Consider the following 17,070-nt stretch of genomic DNA (forward strand, 5'->3'; position numbering starts at 1 on the left):
GATGGTGTGGCAGGTACATTGGTTTACACCGATACAAATGGTAATCGTGTCTTAGCTGAAAATGGTAAGTACTATGATACAAGTGTTGTTGGTAATAAAGTCAAAGCGAATGATGGCTTATGGTATGACGAAACTTACGTCACAGCTGATGGTTCGGTAGATACCCAAGCTATTGAGAATGCGAAAAAGGCTATTGATGCCGATAATAGTGTTACAGATAAAGAGACGGCTAAAGCATTGCTTGAGGGTAAATCTTTGGCACAGTTGAATGATGCTTCTAAATTGGTAGATCCAACAAATGGTGATAAATCATTAAGCAATGATAAAGTGCTACTTTCTGCGGTGAACCCAGATGGTGAAACAACCTCGCCTGTAACAATCGCTAACTTGAAAGATAATCTTGCTGTATTACCTACTGCTGAGGAAACTTTAGCTAAGGCAAAAGCAGATTACAAACCAAGCGAGCATAACGATAAGACTTTTGAACAATTATCGCCAGAAGAGTTAGTAGCAGAATTAACTAAAGCAAAAAATGCTCTAATAGATAGAAACTACAAAACACGTGTGAATGAAGTAGTGAATGCTCTTATAGCTACAGAGTTGACTGATGCATCGCTGTCTAAAGCTGTTACCTTACGTGACTTACAAACAGTGGCTCAAGCTGGCTTAACTTTTATGGGGAATGATGGGGTAAGTATTCATCGTGCTTTAGGGACTACTTTACATATTAAAGGTAGCGATACTGAATATGTTACTCAAGCAGTCGCTAATGCCTCTCAGGGGACAAAAACCGCTAATGCAAGTCAATATAGTGCAAGCAACTTAATTACCCATCAAGATGGTGATGATACGCTTCGTATTGAGATGAAGAGAACCCCAACCTTTGACGGCATTGTCTTAGATGGTAAAGACGGTGAAGACGGCACAAAAGGTAAAGACGGTTATATCGGTGTGGATAAAGACGGTAATGTAGTTGTAAAAAACGGTGCTAACGGTCTTGCAGGTACAGACGGCAAAGATGGTAAAAACGGGGCTTCTCGTGTGATTACCGAAGCAGATATTGACGGTACTTCAGGTGAAAATGGTGTTAGCGTTAATCTCGCTTACAAGGCAAATAGTAAAGGTCTTGCGAAGGAAGATGATAAAGGCAACATTGTTTATGACGACAAAGCGGCTACTGTTAAACTTAGTGAGGGTCTAAACTTTGTCGATGGTAATAATACCACAGCCTCTATTGGTGAGAATGGTGAAGTCAAGTTTGACTTGAATGACAAATTGAAAAACATTGATTCTATCAGTGGTAAAGATGGCGAAGGCTCTTTAGACTTTGGTAGCCGTGATACTCAAATTATCAAGAAAGATACTAACGGCGATATTGTCTATAAGAAAGATGATAATGGTGAGTTTATTCTTGATAATGATGGAAATAAAATTCCTGAAAAGGTCAAGGAGAAAATTATTGATGCCGGCGGTTCTGTAATTACCAATATTGGTACACCAACTCAAGAGAATGATGTTGCTAACAAAGGCTATGTTGATAGCAAAGTTAGTGATGTTGATACTAAGGTTGATAAATTGTCAGACACAGTAAATACAGGCTTCACTCTTAATACTGGTACACAAGAAGTTGTTGATGGAAAAGTTGTCGTCAAAGAGACAGGTAATGTTGGACAAGTAAAACCAAATACAACGATAGTAATGGTAGATGGTAAAAATACCAAAGTATCTAAGGTCAATTCAGGTTCGCCTGATGTGATTAGTTACACTATCGAAGTTAATGGTATTCCAATGAGCTATGTGAATAAAGATGGGGATACCTTGGTGAAAGTGGGTGATAAATTCATTGGTGTGAATAAAGATGGAGAAATCGACCCAACTATCAAAGATACTACTATCGCAGGCTTGAGAGTAGTTAACCCGAATTATTCTGATCCTAAAGATAACAACGAAGATCCAGGACTTACCATTGATAATATTGCTGATGGTAAAGTTGCACAAGGCAGCAAACAAGCTGTTAATGGTGGACAACTTCATGCTACAGCACAATCTGTTGCAGTGGTTCTTGGCAATGACTTTGAAAATAAAGATGGCAAAGTTACAGTTAAGAATAGCACAGATGGTATCGGTGGTACTGGTAAGACAACGATTAGTGAGGCGTTTAAGGAAGTTGTGAAGAGAGCCAATATTGAGGTAATGGGTGATAATAATATTACAGTTGAAACAAACAAAACTGAGGATAAGAAAACTTATACCGTTAAATTAAAACAAGATATTACAGTGGGAAACTCTATTACTGTTGGTAAAGGTAAGGTGAAGTTAACTTCAGAATCAGCGACTGAAGGGACTGATGAACCACCAGCTTTAAATGTGAATAATGCTAGAATCACAGGGGTTGCTAATGGCGTGCAAGACTCGGATGTTGCAACGATGGGACAAGTCAGAGCCTTTGCAGCGGATACTACTAAAGTAATTAACAATGTGAATAAGCGTATTAGCGATTTAACCAGAGAATCTAGAGCAGGTATTGCGGGAGCAATGGCAACAGCAGGTTTACAACAAACTAGCGTAGCTGGACGCACAACTGTTTCAGTAGGTACTGCAACATTCAAAGGTGAAAGTGCTGTGGCGATAGGTTTTTCAAAGCTTTCTGATAGCGGTAAAGTAGGAATCCGTATCTCTGGTATGACAACTAGCAATGGCGATGCAGGAGGTAGCGTTAGCGTAGGTTATACTTGGTAACTTTTGAAGTATAAATTAAATAGCACCCAGTGGGGTGCTATTTTTTCGTTAGTTTAGTGGGGGGATGTTTAACCATTATTGAATTGGCTTATTAGCATTTTACTTTAAATTTAGGTTTGTTAGGAACGTGGAGATATTAATGATAGTTTTTGTCAGCAAAATATACGGTATGATTTTCTAATAATAAGAAACCCTGTTTAAAGATTAAACAGGGTTTAGATATTTTCAAAAATAAACTGTACAAGAAACAGCTACATATTACTAACAATATCCTCAGCAAATTCACTGGTAGAACGTAATGTTGCACCTTCCATCATATCAGCAAAATCAGCTGTTACGGTTTTATTAGCGATCGTTTTGGATACCGCACTCACAACTAAATCAGCTGCTTCAAACCAACCTAAATGGCGTAACATCATCTCGCCACTTAAAATTAATGATCCTGGATTACCGATATTTTTGCCTGCGATTTTTGGTGCCGTGCCGTGAGTTGCTTCAAAAATAGCTGAATCTGTACCGATATTTGCGCCCGGAGAAATACCGATTCCGCCAACTTGTGCGGCTAATGCATCAGAAATATAGTCACCATTTAAATTTAAGGTAGCAATGACATCATAATCGGTTGGATGGAGTAAGATTTCTTGGAGGAAGGCGTCGGCGATACAGTCTTTAATGATAATTTGTTTACCTGTTTTTGGATTGGTTAATTTCATCCAAGGGCCTTGATCAATTAAGGTTGCGCCAAATTCAGCTGCCACTTGATAACCCCACTCTTTAAATGCCCCTTCGGTAAACTTCATAATATTCCCTTTATGTACTAGGGTCAGTGAGTCACGATTATTATCAATTACATATTGTAATGCGGCACGAACTAAGCGTTGTGTACCTTGTTTAGATACTGGTTTTACCCCAATTCCGCAATCTTCGGTAAAGCGAATTTTGCTTACGCCCATTTGCTGCTGTAAAAATTGAATTACTTTTTTGGCTTCATCTGAGCCAGCGACCCATTCGATCCCAGCATAGATATCTTCGGAGTTTTCACGGAAGATTACCATATTAATTAATTCAGGATGTTTTACTGGGCTTGGTGTCCCTTCATAATAACGGATAGGACGTAAGCAGTTATAAAGATCTAAGCCTTGACGCATTGCGACATTGAGTGAACGAATTCCTCCACCAACGGGCGTCATTAATGGACCTTTAATGGCGACGTGATATTGACGAATTGCTGCAATGGTTTCGTCTGGTAACCAGGTATTTTCACCATAAATTTGATTTGCTTTGCCACCTGCGTAAATTTCCATCCAGTGGATTTTACGTTTACCTGCGTAAGCCTTAGTAACTGCTGCATCAATCACTTTCTGCATCGCTGGCGTGACATCAACCCCGATACCATCACCTTCAATAAATGGAATAATTGGCTGATCAGGCACAATTAATTGTCCATTTGCGTTAAGTTGGATAGCTTCACCGTGAGTTGGTTTTTTAATCTGAGTTTGCATGAGTTGTCCTTCAATAAGAAAATAATAAAATAAAGGAAAAAAGAATTTGATTGAGCACTGATTTTTCTAAGAAATTTATCATTAACAAAGTAAGTGATAATCAGCAATCAAAGTAGTTTTAGTATAAAATAAATACCTACCCAGAACAGGTATCTACATCACATTTTTAACATTCTTTTAATAATTTAATGAGAAATTTTAACCGAACAGCACGTAAGCCACGACAACGAGTGGTTAAGCCTAAACCGTTACTAACATTTGCAGAAACAAAGGTGATTTTATTAAATAAACCTTATGATGTTTTAAGTCAGTTTAGTGATGAATCGGGGCGGAAAACATTAAAGGATTTTGTGCCTATTGCAGAGGTATATCCTTGTGGGCGTTTAGATCGAGATAGTGAGGGGGTATTGCTGCTCACAAACCATGGCGAAATTCAGCATCGTTTAACCACGCCGAAATTTAAATTGATGAAAACCTATTGGGCACAAGTAGAGGGAGTGCCAACCGAAGAGGATTTAGAAAAGTTACGGCTTGGAGTAGAGCTGAATGATGGTAAGACATTGCCAGCTCAAGTAAGATTGATCGATGAACCACAACAATTATGGCAACGTGATCCACCAATTCGAGAACGGAAAAATATTCCAACTAGTTGGTTAGAAATTTCCATTCATGAAGGGCGTAATCGACAAGTACGCAGAATGACCGCACATATTGGTTTTCCAACGCTGCGGTTGGTGCGGGTTGCGGTAGCGGGATTTCATTTATTTGATTTTCCTTGTTTAACATTAGGAAGTTATTATCAGTTAAATGATGATGAAAAGCGGGCATTGTTGGCTCGTTTAAAATTGAAGATATAGGAGGGGCAGGGAGGATGCTAAATCCACGTATTACTATGGCTTGTGTCGTACATTGCCAAGATAAATTTTTATTTGTTGAGGAATTTGAATACGGCAAGATGACGCTTAATCAGCCAGCAGGTCATTTAGAAGAAAATGAAACCTTGTTGGAGGGGGCAAAAAGAGAATTATTTGAAGAAACAGGGATTGTTGCGGATATGCAGGCATTATTGGGTGTTTATCAGTGGCACGCACCTCGTTCAGGAAAAGATTATTTTCGTTTTGTGTTTATTGTTGAATTAGATGAGTGTGTTGAGCCACAACCGCATGATAGTGATATTAGTGGTGCATTATGGCTTACAGTAGAGGAGTTTCAACACTATATTCAACAAGAGGGAAATGCTGCACGTAATCCGTTAGTCTGGCAATCGGTGTCAGATTATTTAGCAGGAAAACGTTATCCGTTATCGGTGTTACAGAGTTTTAATTTTGTTTAAGCTATCTAATAAATTCCCTCTCTTGTTAATTTAGTGTGAGTGAAGAGAGGGAATCGTTTTCAAGGAAATAATGTATTTATTGCAACTCTTGTTTTGCCTGTTTGTAGATTAACCACGCCGCTTTTAGAGCGAGATAAGACATGCAAGCCGCCACGATCAGATCAGGTAAATTGCTTTGAGTATAGAATACAGCGATTGCGGCTAAAATAACCATTAAGTTACCAATCGCGTCATTCCGAGAGCAAAGCCAAACACTTCGCATATTGCTATCTCCCTCTCGGAAAGCATAAAGTAGAAATGCAATAAGCAGGTTGGCAACAAAGGCTAATATACCAATAATTCCCATTTCGTGATAGTTAGGTATTTCTCCCTGCCATAGTTGGTAGAGGGTAGAGAATACAATACAAATACCAAAAATTCCCATAGTATAGGCTTTTAATAATGATGCTTTTGCTCGTAAATTTAGCGTTTTGCCCAATACAAATAGACTGATGAGATAATTAGCACTATCACCTAAAAAATCTAAACTATCGGAGAGGAGTGATACAGATCCTGCTTTAATACCTCCAATAATTTCTACAATAAACATAAGTGCATTAATAGAGAATGCCCACCAAAGTATTTTTCGATATTTTTCCGATTGTATGGTTGTTGAGCAACAATGTTGATGTTCACACGCCATAATAAACTCCTTTACTTGAAAAGAAATAGGACTAGACTATAAAGCCTGTAGTCATTACAGGGTCAAGCGTATTATGCAATTTTTTACAATTAAACAACTGAGTTTAAAAAGTGGCATTCATATTGAAACAATTCGTTTTTATGAAAAATCACAGCTAATTTTTCCTGCTCAAAGAGCAAGTAATGGTTATCGACAATTTACTGTAACGCATTTGCAGCAATTAAAATTTATTAAATCTTGTCGTACGTTAGGTTTTGATTTATCAGAAATTAAAACGTTGTTGATGTTACAAAATTCTCCAGAAACAGATTGCCAAGATGCTAATCAGATTGCAGAACATCATCTATTGTTAGTAGATGAGAAAATTAAAGAGTTACAAAAAATTCGTGAGTTATTAGAGAGCATGGTGCAGTGTGATCAACATACAGTTAAGCAGTGTTTAGTAATTAATACCTTGAAAGATAAGGGGTAAAAATAACGCTTGCCTATAGTAGTAAGACAAGCGTTTGATTTACACACAGGAGAAAGAGAAATTAAATCTCAATATCTGCGAATAACGCAGTACTGAGGTAGCGTTCCGCTGCAGACGGTAAAATAGCAACAATTAATTTATCTTTAAATTCTGGTAGTTTCGCAATGCGATCCGCAGCAGCAACCGCAGCACCAGAAGAGATACCAACTAATAAACCTTCTTTTTCAAGTAAGAGGCGAGCGGTCTTAATTGCAGTATCACTATCCACTTTTTCCACGCGATCAATTAATGAAAGATCGAGATTTTTAGGAATAAAGCCTGCACCAATTCCTTGAATTTTATGTGGACCTGGTTTTAATTCTTCGCCAGCAAGGTATTGGGTAATAATTGGTGATTCTTCTGGTTCAACCGCAACAGATACGATATTTTTCTTTTGATCCAATTTGATATATTGAGAAATACCAGTGATAGTACCGCCAGTACCTACACCAGCAACTAAAACATCAATTTTACCTTCACTATCATTCCAGATTTCAGGACCTGTGGTTTGACGGTGAATTGCTGGGTTAGCTGGGTTTTCAAATTGTTTTAGCATTACGTAACGATTCGGGTCTGAATTTAAAATTTCTTCGGCTTTGGCAATCGCCCCTTTCATTCCCTTAGCACCTTCAGTAAGGATTAAGTTTACACCAAGGCTTTTTAATAGTTTTTTACGTTCGTTACTCATGGTTTCAGGCATAGTAATTGTAATTTTATAGCCTCTTGCTGCTGCAACGTATGCTAATGCAATCCCAGTATTACCACTGGTAGCATCAATGATTTCTTTATCTTTAGTAAGAATCCCATCTTTTTCTGCTTGCCAAACCATATTTGCACCAATACGGCATTTTACGCTAAAGCTTGGGTTTCTTCCTTCTACTTTCACCACAAGGTTACCGTTTTGGCCAAAATGTTGTAAGCGTACGAGTGGGGTATGTCCAATACTTAATGTGTTATCTGCATAAATAGTCATAATTTCTCCTAATGATGTGTTCATTAATTAATATGGGAGATAGATTACTCCCAAGCTAAAAAGATGAACAATGCTTATTCGCTATATTTTATAACTGGATGGAATTTCAGCCGTAGGAAACGCAAGAATTATGAATAAAAAAACACTCCAACAAAAAAAGAGGTTGTTGGAGTGTGAGTGATAATCGGTTATAAGATTTGACGTTGTAATTGGCCAATAATTTGTGGGTTTTCTAAAGTTGAAATATCTTGAGTGATCATTTCATCTTTAGCAATTGAACGTAATAAACGACGCATAATTTTACCAGAGCGGGTTTTTGGCAAGTTGTCAGCAAAGCGAATATCTTCTGGACGGGCAATCTTACCAATTTCTTGTGCCACCCATTGTTTAAGTTCTTCTGCCACCTGTTTGGCTTCATTGTCGTCTGGAATGGCTCGATTTAATACCACAAAGGCAACGATCGCTTCACCTTTGATTTCATCTGGTTTACCAACCACAGCGGCTTCTGCGACTTTTTCATTTGCGACAAGTGCTGATTCAATTTCCATAGTCCCTAAACGGTGACCAGAAACGTTGAGAACATCATCGGTACGACCGAGAATCCAGAAATAGCCATCTTCATCACGGTGAGCCGAGTCACCGGCAACATAATATTTACCGCCTAATTCTTCTGGGAAATAGGTTTTTTGATAACGTTTATCGTCATTCCAGATTGTACGTAGCATAGATGGAAATGGACGTTTGATGACTAAAATCCCACCACTGCAATCGGTAATTTTTTGCCCAGTTTCATCAACAACATCTGCCATAATACCTGGTTGTGGTAGGGTACAAGAGCCTGGTTTTAATGCGGTAATCCCCGGTAGCGGAGATAACATAATCGAACCTGTTTCAGTTTGCCACCAAGTATCAACAATCGGACATCTGCCTTGACCAATCACATCATAGAGCCACATCCATGCCGAAGGGTTAATTGGTTCACCGACACTGCCGAGTAAACGTAATGAGGAGAGATCATATTTTTGTGGAATATGATCGCCAAAACGTGTTAAGGAACGGACTAATGTTGGGGAAGTATAAAAGACATTGACTTTGTGGCGTTGAATGATCCGCCAAATACGTCCTGCATCTGGATAACTTGGTACGCCTTCATAAATAACTTGGGTCGCACCGTTGGCTAATGGTCCATAACAGACATAAGAGTGGCCTGTAATCCAACCCACATCTGCACTACACCAATAGACATCATCAGGCTTATTATCAAAGATATTACGGAAAGTATTGAGTGCACCTAATAAATAACCAGCGGTACTATGTACAATCCCTTTCGGTTTGCCAGTAGAACCTGAAGTATAGAGGATAAAGAGCGGATCTTCTGCATCCATCCATTCTGGTTCACAGAAAGCAGGCTGATTTTTTGACAGTTCGTGCCACCAAAGATCACGACCTGCTTTCCAAGGTGTATCAATATTTAATCGATAGTAAACGATCACTTTTTCAATGGTTTCACATCCCATTTCTAACGCACTATCTACGGTTTCTTTCAATGGGATAATTTTACCGCCACGTAAGCCTCCATTGGCGGTAATAACTATTTTTGCACCGGCATCTTCAATCCGATCCCGCAATGCACTGGCAGAGAAACCACCAAATACCACAGAATGAATTGCACCAATTCTGGCACACGCTTGCATTGCAATCACTGCTTCTACAATCATTGGCATATAGATAACAATGCGATCACCTTTTTTGACACCTTGCTCACGTAAAGCATTGGCAAAACGGCAGACACGATTATGTAATTGTTGATAGGTAAAGGTATTTACTTGTCCAAAATCGGATTCAAAAATGAGAGCGACTTTATCAGATTTATCAGGTAAATGGCGATCTAGACAGTTATAAGAAGCGTTTAATTTTCCATCAATAAACCATTTGTAGAAAGGGGCATTGCTACCATCAAAAATTGTCATAAATGGTTTTTTCCAGCTAATTAATTCTCTCGCTAAATCAGCCCAATAGTTTAAATAATCTTGATCAGCAAAATCCCAAAGTTGTTGATATTGTTCATTATTACCGATATTGGCTTGTTGGCGGAATTGATCGCTAGGTGGGAAAATACGGTTTTCTTTTAAGATTGAATCTAATTGCTGCATAAGCATCTTCTCCTTAGTGAGTGGTAAGAGCGATGCACTGCTTAACGAATCGCTAAAGTATTAACAACTTACATAAAAGTTAATAAATAAGCAATTTTTTGTTAATTAAATGTTGTAATACAGATCACAAAATGAATATTTTTTTATGAAAAAATAAAAAATGTGAGGAAATTAGGAAATAATCAGAATGCCTATTTTTTACACAGAATGATAAAAATAGGCATTGGTACAAGATGATTAATTTTGATGACGGTAATGCTCAACCCACATTGCTGTTGCACCACAAACAGCAACTGGCATCACAATAAAATTAAGCAGTGGAATAAAGGTACAACTTGCCACTAATGCACCAAAAGTGAGATTTAATAAACGACGTTGTGCTAGCTGTTGCTGCATAATAGGGAAACTGATTTTGTGATTGTCGAAAGGGTAATCACAATATTGGATCGCTTGTAGCCATGCGGTAAACAAGAATAACATCACTGGAATTAAGGTTTGTCCTAACACAGGAATGAAACCAAGTAAGAAGAGAATTACCATTCTAGGTAAGCTATACCAGAGTTTTTGCCATTCACGTTTAAACATTCTTGGTAGATCTTTGACAAAATCAAAAATGCCACCTGAATCGGCGGTTTTGCCACTGAGCAGTAATTCTACTTTTTCTGCAAGTAGCCCATTGAATGGTGCAGCAATAAATCCAGCTAACGTCATAAAAATAAAATAATAAACGAGTAAGATCATCACAACCGCTAACGTGGTTAATAGATAGTGCAACCAACTTAACCAATCGGGAACAAAAGAAATGATCCAGTCGGTGAGGTCACCAATTTGCTGCATTAATAACCAGAATACAAAACTAAGTAGCACGATATTTAAAAGAATTGGCATCACTACAAAACGTTTTAAGCCTTTTTTGCTAATTAAATGCCAACCAAGAACAAAATAGTGCCAGCCTTGTTTAATATCAGTGTAACTCACTGTTTTCTCCTTTTAGATTGATGATAAATATTGCTTTAATTCAGGTAAAATCTGTTTTGCATCAGCAATACCTAAATCGTACATCGCTTGAATTTTTTGCCGATCTTTCTCAATACGTTTAATCGGTAGTGTTTGTGATGGACGGATTACAAAAATTTCTTGACGCTTATCTGCTTCGATAATTTGTTCCACTTTACGATTATAATCTAAATAGCGGTGACTTAATTTTTCGACTAATTTTGGGTATCGCCAATAGAATGCCTTAAAAAGACAAGGATGAACGGGTTTCTTACGATATTCTAATGGACGCGTTAAGATCACGATAATTTTGTCATAACCGAGTTGGCGGCATTTTTCGAGAGGAATACTATCAGCAATCCCGCCATCAAGATAACGTTTACCGTTTACTTCAACTATTTTAGATACAAATGGCATAGCAGATGTCGCACGCAGCACTTCCATTTCAGCAAATAGATGTTTTAATTTGAAGTATTCTGCCTCTCCCGTATCAACATTGGTCAATGTGGCATAAAAGTCAACGCCGGAATTAATAAAGGTTTGTTCATCAAAAGGATCAATATTGATAGGAAGATCGTAAAAAGCAAACTCTTTATTCACGATATTGCCGGTAGTAAATAGGCTATGCAAACTGATATAACGTTTATCATTAAGATAGTTTAAGTTATAACGTAATACACGTCCTTTCTGTTTTGATGGGTAATTAACCCCAAATAAGACACCTGCGGATACGCCGACAATACCATCGACTTTAATATTTTCTTCAAGAAAGATATCTAACACGCCTGCGGTGTAAAGACCACGCATGGCACCGCCTTCTAACACTAATCCAACTTTCATATTTTTCTCTCTAGATCAAAGCCAAAAGATCTTATCTTTTACTTTCCTAAATGTCTATGTAGGTTTTTCGAAAACAATCCAGAAAAATATGGTAAGCTATTAGCCGTTTACGCTAAAATATTCAACATGATAGCTATAAAAAAATGGGTGAATGACAATGGATTTACAACAAATATTAATTCTGCTTGGTGTACTTGCATTAGGTATCTTAATCGGGCATGGATTTTGGTCGAGTCGTCGTGAAAAAGCACAATTTGAAAAGTCAGCGCAACAATTTGAACGTCAACAAATTCGTTCTTCTCATCAACAAAATCACCATTTTGAAACCCAAGCACAAGGATACCCACCGCAACAACAAGGTATGTATCAGCAACAAACTCCAGAGTATCCACCACAAGCATCAGCAGAACACTATACTCAACAAGCACAATATGGTTATTCACAAAATAATATGGCGAGAGAAATGCCACAGCAGCATCGTATTGAACCAGAAGAACCTTATCAAACCCATTTACCATTAGAAGAAGATATTTCTACAGCAGTGGAAAGACGTGTAGAAAATATCAAAATTACATTGCCAAATTCGCCAACAGCTACGACCGCTACTTATACTACTGAACCAGCTGTTGCTCAGACAGCAACACCGTCAGTAGAACCTAATCAAGCGACAGTAACATCTGCAGTAGAGATGCGAGCACAAGTTCAACAACCAACCATAGAACGTTATGTAGAGCCTGAGCCAGAACCTAAAGTGGAAGTGAAACAAGGTGGTGTGGAATCAACTGCTGTGGAAACGGTTGAGCAAAGCCAGAAGAAACCTGAATTTATTATGTTGTATGTGGTTGCTCCTGAAAATCGTCAATTCTATGGAACACATATTAATCAAGTATTAGAAGAATTAGGCTTCTTATTTGGTGAATATAATATTTACCATCGCCATTTAGATGTCACTATTGCGAGTAGTCCAATTATTTTCAGTGTTGCAAATATGGTTCAACCGGGCACATTTGATCCAAATAATTTTGATAATTTTGCAACGATTGGATTAACGCTATTTATGCGTTTACCATCACCAGGCAATGATATTGCTAACTTTAGAATGTTATGTCGTGCGGCAGAAACATTAGCTGAAAAGCTCAATGGTTTTGTGTTAAATGATAAGCGTGAAATCTTTACTGATGACAATCGTAATGAATATTTACAGCTATTGAGATCATAAGTGGAAAGATTCAGCAGAAGAAAAAATAGCACCCTTGAAGGTGCTATTTTTTATGGATTTGAGTTGATTAAATAGATTCTAAATCACCACAGAAACGATAACCTTCACCATGAATGGTGGCAATAATTTCTGGCGTATCAGGATGATCTTCAAAGTGTTTACGAATACGGCGAATAGTGACATCAACGGTACGATCATTTGGTTTTAAATCTCTACCTGTCATTTTCTTTAATAAATCGTCACGAGTTTGGATTTTGCCCGGATTTTCGCAGAAATGTAACATTGCACGGAATTCGCTGCGTGGTAATTTTTGTGCCACACCTTCAGGGTTAATTAATGTACGACTATTGATATCTAACGTCCAACCATTGAATTGGTATTTTTCAATATGTTTATGATTATTTGAATTTTTATCCATCATAGTACGTTGTAATAAATTACGAGTACGGATGGTTAATTCACGAGGGTTAAATGGTTTAGTAATATAGTCATCTGCACCGATCTCTAATCCAAGAATACGGTCAACTTCATTATCACGACCAGTTAAGAACATTAATGCGATATTGTTTTGCTCACGTAACTCACGAGCAAGTAATAATCCATTCTTACCTGGAAGATTAATGTCCATAATCACGAGATTAATTTTTTGTGCGGCAAGTTGTTGGTGCATTTGTGCGCCATCAACGGCTTCAAATACACGATAACCTTCTGCTTCAAAAATATCTTTAAGCGTATTACGCGTAACTGCTTCATCTTCAACAATCAGAATTTTAGGCGTCATTGCACTTATCCTTATATAAAAATTTAACAAAATTGTGATGAATTTATAAAAAACTGGGATGTATTGTAGCGAGCAGAGATTATAAGAACAACCTCAAATGTTAAATTTGTTACACTATTGGTAAATTTTATGATCTAAGTCAGAAGTTGATAGATAAATTATTTCAAGGCATTTTTCTGAAAGAAAAACGCCTTGAATAAGGAAAGATTAATGTTCCCTGGTTTTAAAGAAGACAACGTCTGGATAACGTTCTTGAGTAAGGTTTAAATTGACCATAGTTGGTGCGATATAGGTAAGGTTATCACCACCATCCAGGGCAAGATTTTGCTCATTTTTACGCTTAAACTCTTCGAATTTTTTGGCATCGGCACATTCTACCCAACGAGCTGTTGCAACATTAACGGTTTCGTAAATTGCTTCTACGTTATATTCTGTTTTTAAGCGAGATACCACTACATCAAATTGTAGAATACCGACGGCACCCACAATCAGATCATTATTTGCTAATGGGCGGAATACTTGTACTGCACCTTCTTCAGAAAGCTGTACTAAGCCTTTCAGTAATTGTTTTTGTTTAAGCGGATCTTTAAGGCGGATACGACGGAATAGTTCAGGCGCAAAGTTTGGAATACCAGTAAATTTAAGATCTTCACCTTGAGTAAAGGTATCCCCAATTTGGATAGTGCCATGGTTATGTAACCCAATAATATCGCCAGCAAAGCTTTCTTCAACATGACTACGATCACCCGCCATAAAGGTTAAGGCATCAGAAATAATAACGTCTTTTCCGATGCGGATATGACGTAGTTTCATTCCTTTTTCATATTTTCCTGAAACGATTCGCATAAAAGCAACGCGGTCACGGTGTTTTGGATCCATATTTGCCTGGATTTTAAATACAAACCCAGAGAAATTTTCTTCAGTTGCTGCAACTGGGCGAACATCAGTTTGACGAGGTTGTGGTGCAGGCGCCCATTCAGTGAGCCCATCTAACATATGATCAACACCAAAGTTACCTAATGCAGTACCAAAGAAGACAGGAGTTAATTCACCTTTAAGAAAAGCATCAAGATCAAATTCATTACTCGCACCTTGAATAAGTTCAAGTTCATCACGAAGTTGTTGCGCTAAATCATCACCAACAGCTTGATCTAATTCTGGATTATTCAAACCTTTAATGATGCGTACTTCTTGGATAGTATGCCCTTGCCCTGTTTGATACAAATAGGTTTCGTCTTTATAAAGGTGATATACGCCTTTAAAGAGTTTTCCACAACCAATTGGCCAAGTAATTGGAGCACAGTGAATATTTAACACATTCTCTACTTCATCAAGTAACTCCATCGGATCACGAATATCACGGTCGAGTTTATTCATAAAAGTGAGAATCGGAGTATCACGTAAGCGAGTAACTTCCATTAATTTGATGGTACGTTCCTCAACCCCTTTCGCTGCATCAATCACCATTAAACAGCTATCCACTGCGGTTAATGTACGATAAGTATCTTCTGAGAAGTCTTCGTGTCCCGGAGTATCTAATAAATTGACTAAACAATCGTTATAAGGGAATTGCATTACAGAGGTAGTAATCGAAATTCCACGTTGTTTTTCCATTTCCATCCAGTCAGATTTTGCGTGTTGATTAGAACCACGCCCTTTCACGGTACCAGCTGTTTTGATTGCTTGTCCGTAAAGTAAAACTTTTTCAGTAATCGTTGTTTTCCCGGCATCCGGGTGAGAAATAATCGCAAATGTTCTGCGTTTATTGACTTCTTCTAAGAATGCTTGCGTTGTCATAAAATAACTTTGTGATTGAATTGTGTGGTTAAATAAATAAGAAAGAGCCTTATATAAGACTCTTTCTATAATGAACTCAAATAGGTGATTATTTTACGCTATTTACTCACTAATTTGAAATAACAGATATTATCGTTATGCTGTATTTACGGCTGAACAAAAGTAGATACCATTTCAAACAGCGAGTAGTTTTCTTAATAGAGTAAAAAATTATTTTATTGTTACTTTGGCAAATTTACGTTTACCCACTTGATAAACTGCGGTAGAGGCAGAAATAATGAGTTTGCTATCTTCTACTTTTTCACCATCAATTTTTACGCCACCTTGTTTAATCATACGCAATGCTTCTGATGTTGAGGCAACTAAATCTGCTTCTTTTAATAGGTTAGCGATAGGCATTTCACCTGTGAAAGTGAATTCAGGCATTTCATCTGGCATCGCACCTTTTTGGAAACGTTCAATAAAAGTTTGTTCCGCTGCATCTGCTGCTGATTTATCGTGGAAACGTTCAATTAATTCTTTAGCTAATAAAATTTTAACATCACGTGGATTACGGCCATTAGCGACATCTTGTTTTAATTGTGCGATTTCATCTAGGGAACGGAAAGAAAGTAGATCATACCAACGCCACATTAGTTCATCAGAAATTGACATCACTTTTCCGAACATATCGTCAGGAGATTCAGAGATACCAATATAATTGCCTAATGATTTTGACATTTTTTTCTCACCATCAAGACCTTCTAATAATGGTAATGTCATTGCTACTTGTGGTTTTTGTCCACGTGCTTTTTGTAATTCTCGACCAACTAACAGGTTAAATTTTTGGTCTGTTCCCCCTAACTCAACATCGGCTTCTAACGCAACAGAATCGTATCCTTGTAATAAAGGATAAATAAATTCATGAATAGCAATAGATTGATGGTTAGCAAAGCGTTTTTTGAAGTCATCGCGTTCTAACATACGTGCAACAGTATATTGAGAAGCTAAACGAATCATTCCCTCAGTACCAAGCTCACCTAACCAAGACGAGTTGAAGACTACGTGGGTTTTTTCTGGATCTAAAATTTTATAGATTTGTTGTTTATAGGTTTCTGCATTACGTAAAACATCTTCTCGGGTTAATGGTGGGCGAGTGCTATTTTTACCTGATGGATCGCCAACCATACCAGTGAAATCACCAATCAAGAAATAAACTTCATGGCCAAGTTGTTGGAATTGGCGTAATTTATTTAATACAACAGTGTGACCAAGATGAATATCTGGTGCAGTTGGATCGGCGCCGAGTTTAATTTTTAGTGGACGTTTTTCTTTAAGTTTTTCAATAAGATCTTCTTCTGAAAGAATTTCATCTACGCCTCGTTTTAGTTCGGCGAGTACTTGATTTATATCACTCATAATTAGTTCCTACATTAGTCAAATACAAAACTCATCCATTATAAGGATTATTCATTAAATGGAAAGCTAATCGCAGGAAATTGCTGGATTTGAGATAAAAAAAAGCCTCTTTTGTGGGGGAAGAGGCTAAAGTGTTGGAGTGATTA

14 protein-coding genes are annotated in these 17,070 nt (G+C 37.6%); 5 read left to right on the forward strand and 9 right to left on the reverse strand.

Translation table 11 applies throughout. The annotated features are described in order from the left end of the window. The first annotated feature begins 6 nt into the window (after positions 1-6). Positions 7-2,739, forward strand: a complete 2,733-nt coding sequence (locus tag QV06_RS09830) for a YadA family autotransporter adhesin (RefSeq protein WP_065237984.1) — start codon at positions 7-9, stop codon at positions 2,737-2,739. A gap of 251 nt (positions 2,740-2,990) precedes the next feature. On the opposite strand, the gene icd is transcribed toward QV06_RS09830, so the two are convergent. Continuing rightward, positions 2,991-4,241 (reverse strand): NADP-dependent isocitrate dehydrogenase, encoded by a 1,251-nt coding sequence (gene icd, locus QV06_RS09835; RefSeq protein ID WP_065237985.1) that lies wholly within the window; start codon positions 4,239-4,241, stop codon positions 2,991-2,993. A gap of 188 nt (positions 4,242-4,429) precedes the next feature. Between icd and QV06_RS09840 the strand changes: the two genes are divergently transcribed. Continuing rightward, on the forward strand, positions 4,430-5,098 hold the full coding sequence (locus QV06_RS09840) for an rRNA large subunit pseudouridine synthase E (RefSeq protein ID WP_065237986.1): 669 nt from the start codon (positions 4,430-4,432) through the stop codon (positions 5,096-5,098). 14 nt (positions 5,099-5,112) lie between these two features. Then, a complete protein-coding gene (locus QV06_RS09845; RefSeq protein ID WP_065237987.1) occupies positions 5,113-5,574 on the forward strand; it encodes an NUDIX hydrolase in 462 nt (153 codons plus the stop codon). A 76-nt stretch (positions 5,575-5,650) separates the two neighbouring features. Here QV06_RS09845 and QV06_RS09850 read toward each other — a convergent pair whose 3' ends face one another. Beyond that, positions 5,651-6,256: a cation transporter gene (locus tag QV06_RS09850; RefSeq protein WP_065235326.1), complete on the reverse strand. Its 606-nt coding sequence runs from the start codon at positions 6,254-6,256 to the stop codon at positions 5,651-5,653. A 73-nt stretch (positions 6,257-6,329) separates the two neighbouring features. On the opposite strand from QV06_RS09850, the gene QV06_RS09855 reads away from it, so the two are divergent. Beyond that, the gene (locus QV06_RS09855) at positions 6,330-6,728 is read left to right on the forward strand and encodes a MerR family DNA-binding protein (protein WP_082985088.1); all 399 of its coding nucleotides are present in this window, start codon (positions 6,330-6,332) and stop codon (positions 6,726-6,728) included. A 61-nt stretch (positions 6,729-6,789) separates the two neighbouring features. Here the strand turns inward: QV06_RS09855 and cysK are convergent, their stop codons facing one another. The 4 genes from cysK to QV06_RS09875 all read right to left on the reverse strand — a co-directional run bounded on the left by cysK (position 6,790) and on the right by QV06_RS09875 (position 11,729). Next, a complete protein-coding gene (gene cysK, locus QV06_RS09860; protein WP_065235324.1) occupies positions 6,790-7,740 on the reverse strand; it encodes a cysteine synthase A in 951 nt (316 codons plus the stop codon). A gap of 188 nt (positions 7,741-7,928) precedes the next feature. After that, positions 7,929-9,893, reverse strand: a complete 1,965-nt coding sequence (gene acs, locus QV06_RS09865; protein WP_065237989.1) for an acetate--CoA ligase — start codon at positions 9,891-9,893, stop codon at positions 7,929-7,931. A gap of 237 nt (positions 9,894-10,130) precedes the next feature. Continuing rightward, complete coding sequence (gene cysZ / locus QV06_RS09870; RefSeq protein ID WP_065237990.1) at positions 10,131-10,871, reverse strand: sulfate transporter CysZ; 741 nt, start codon at positions 10,869-10,871, stop codon at positions 10,131-10,133. Positions 10,872-10,883: 12 nt separating this feature from the next. Continuing rightward, entirely contained in the window at positions 10,884-11,729 is an 846-nt protein-coding gene (locus tag QV06_RS09875; protein ID WP_065235321.1) for a patatin-like phospholipase family protein, read from the reverse strand. A gap of 157 nt (positions 11,730-11,886) precedes the next feature. Between QV06_RS09875 and zipA the strand changes: the two genes are divergently transcribed. Continuing rightward, on the forward strand, positions 11,887-12,948 hold the full coding sequence (zipA, locus tag QV06_RS09880; protein ID WP_065237991.1) for a cell division protein ZipA: 1,062 nt from the start codon (positions 11,887-11,889) through the stop codon (positions 12,946-12,948). A gap of 67 nt (positions 12,949-13,015) precedes the next feature. On the opposite strand, the gene arcA is transcribed toward zipA, so the two are convergent. The 3 genes from arcA to tyrS all read right to left on the reverse strand — a co-directional run bounded on the left by arcA (position 13,016) and on the right by tyrS (position 16,924). Next, a complete protein-coding gene (gene arcA, locus QV06_RS09885) occupies positions 13,016-13,729 on the reverse strand; it encodes a two-component system response regulator ArcA (RefSeq protein WP_065234511.1) in 714 nt (237 codons plus the stop codon). A 207-nt stretch (positions 13,730-13,936) separates the two neighbouring features. Then, positions 13,937-15,526, reverse strand: a complete 1,590-nt coding sequence (gene prfC / locus QV06_RS09890) for a peptide chain release factor 3 (protein WP_065234510.1) — start codon at positions 15,524-15,526, stop codon at positions 13,937-13,939. A gap of 210 nt (positions 15,527-15,736) precedes the next feature. Continuing rightward, positions 15,737-16,924, reverse strand: a complete 1,188-nt coding sequence (gene tyrS, locus QV06_RS09895; protein WP_065237992.1) for a tyrosine--tRNA ligase — start codon at positions 16,922-16,924, stop codon at positions 15,737-15,739. Positions 16,925-17,070: the final 146 nt, after the last annotated feature.

This window comes from Gallibacterium genomosp. 3 (assembly GCF_001678475.1).
Taxonomy (GTDB): Bacteria; Pseudomonadota; Gammaproteobacteria; order Enterobacterales; family Pasteurellaceae; genus Gallibacterium; species Gallibacterium faecale.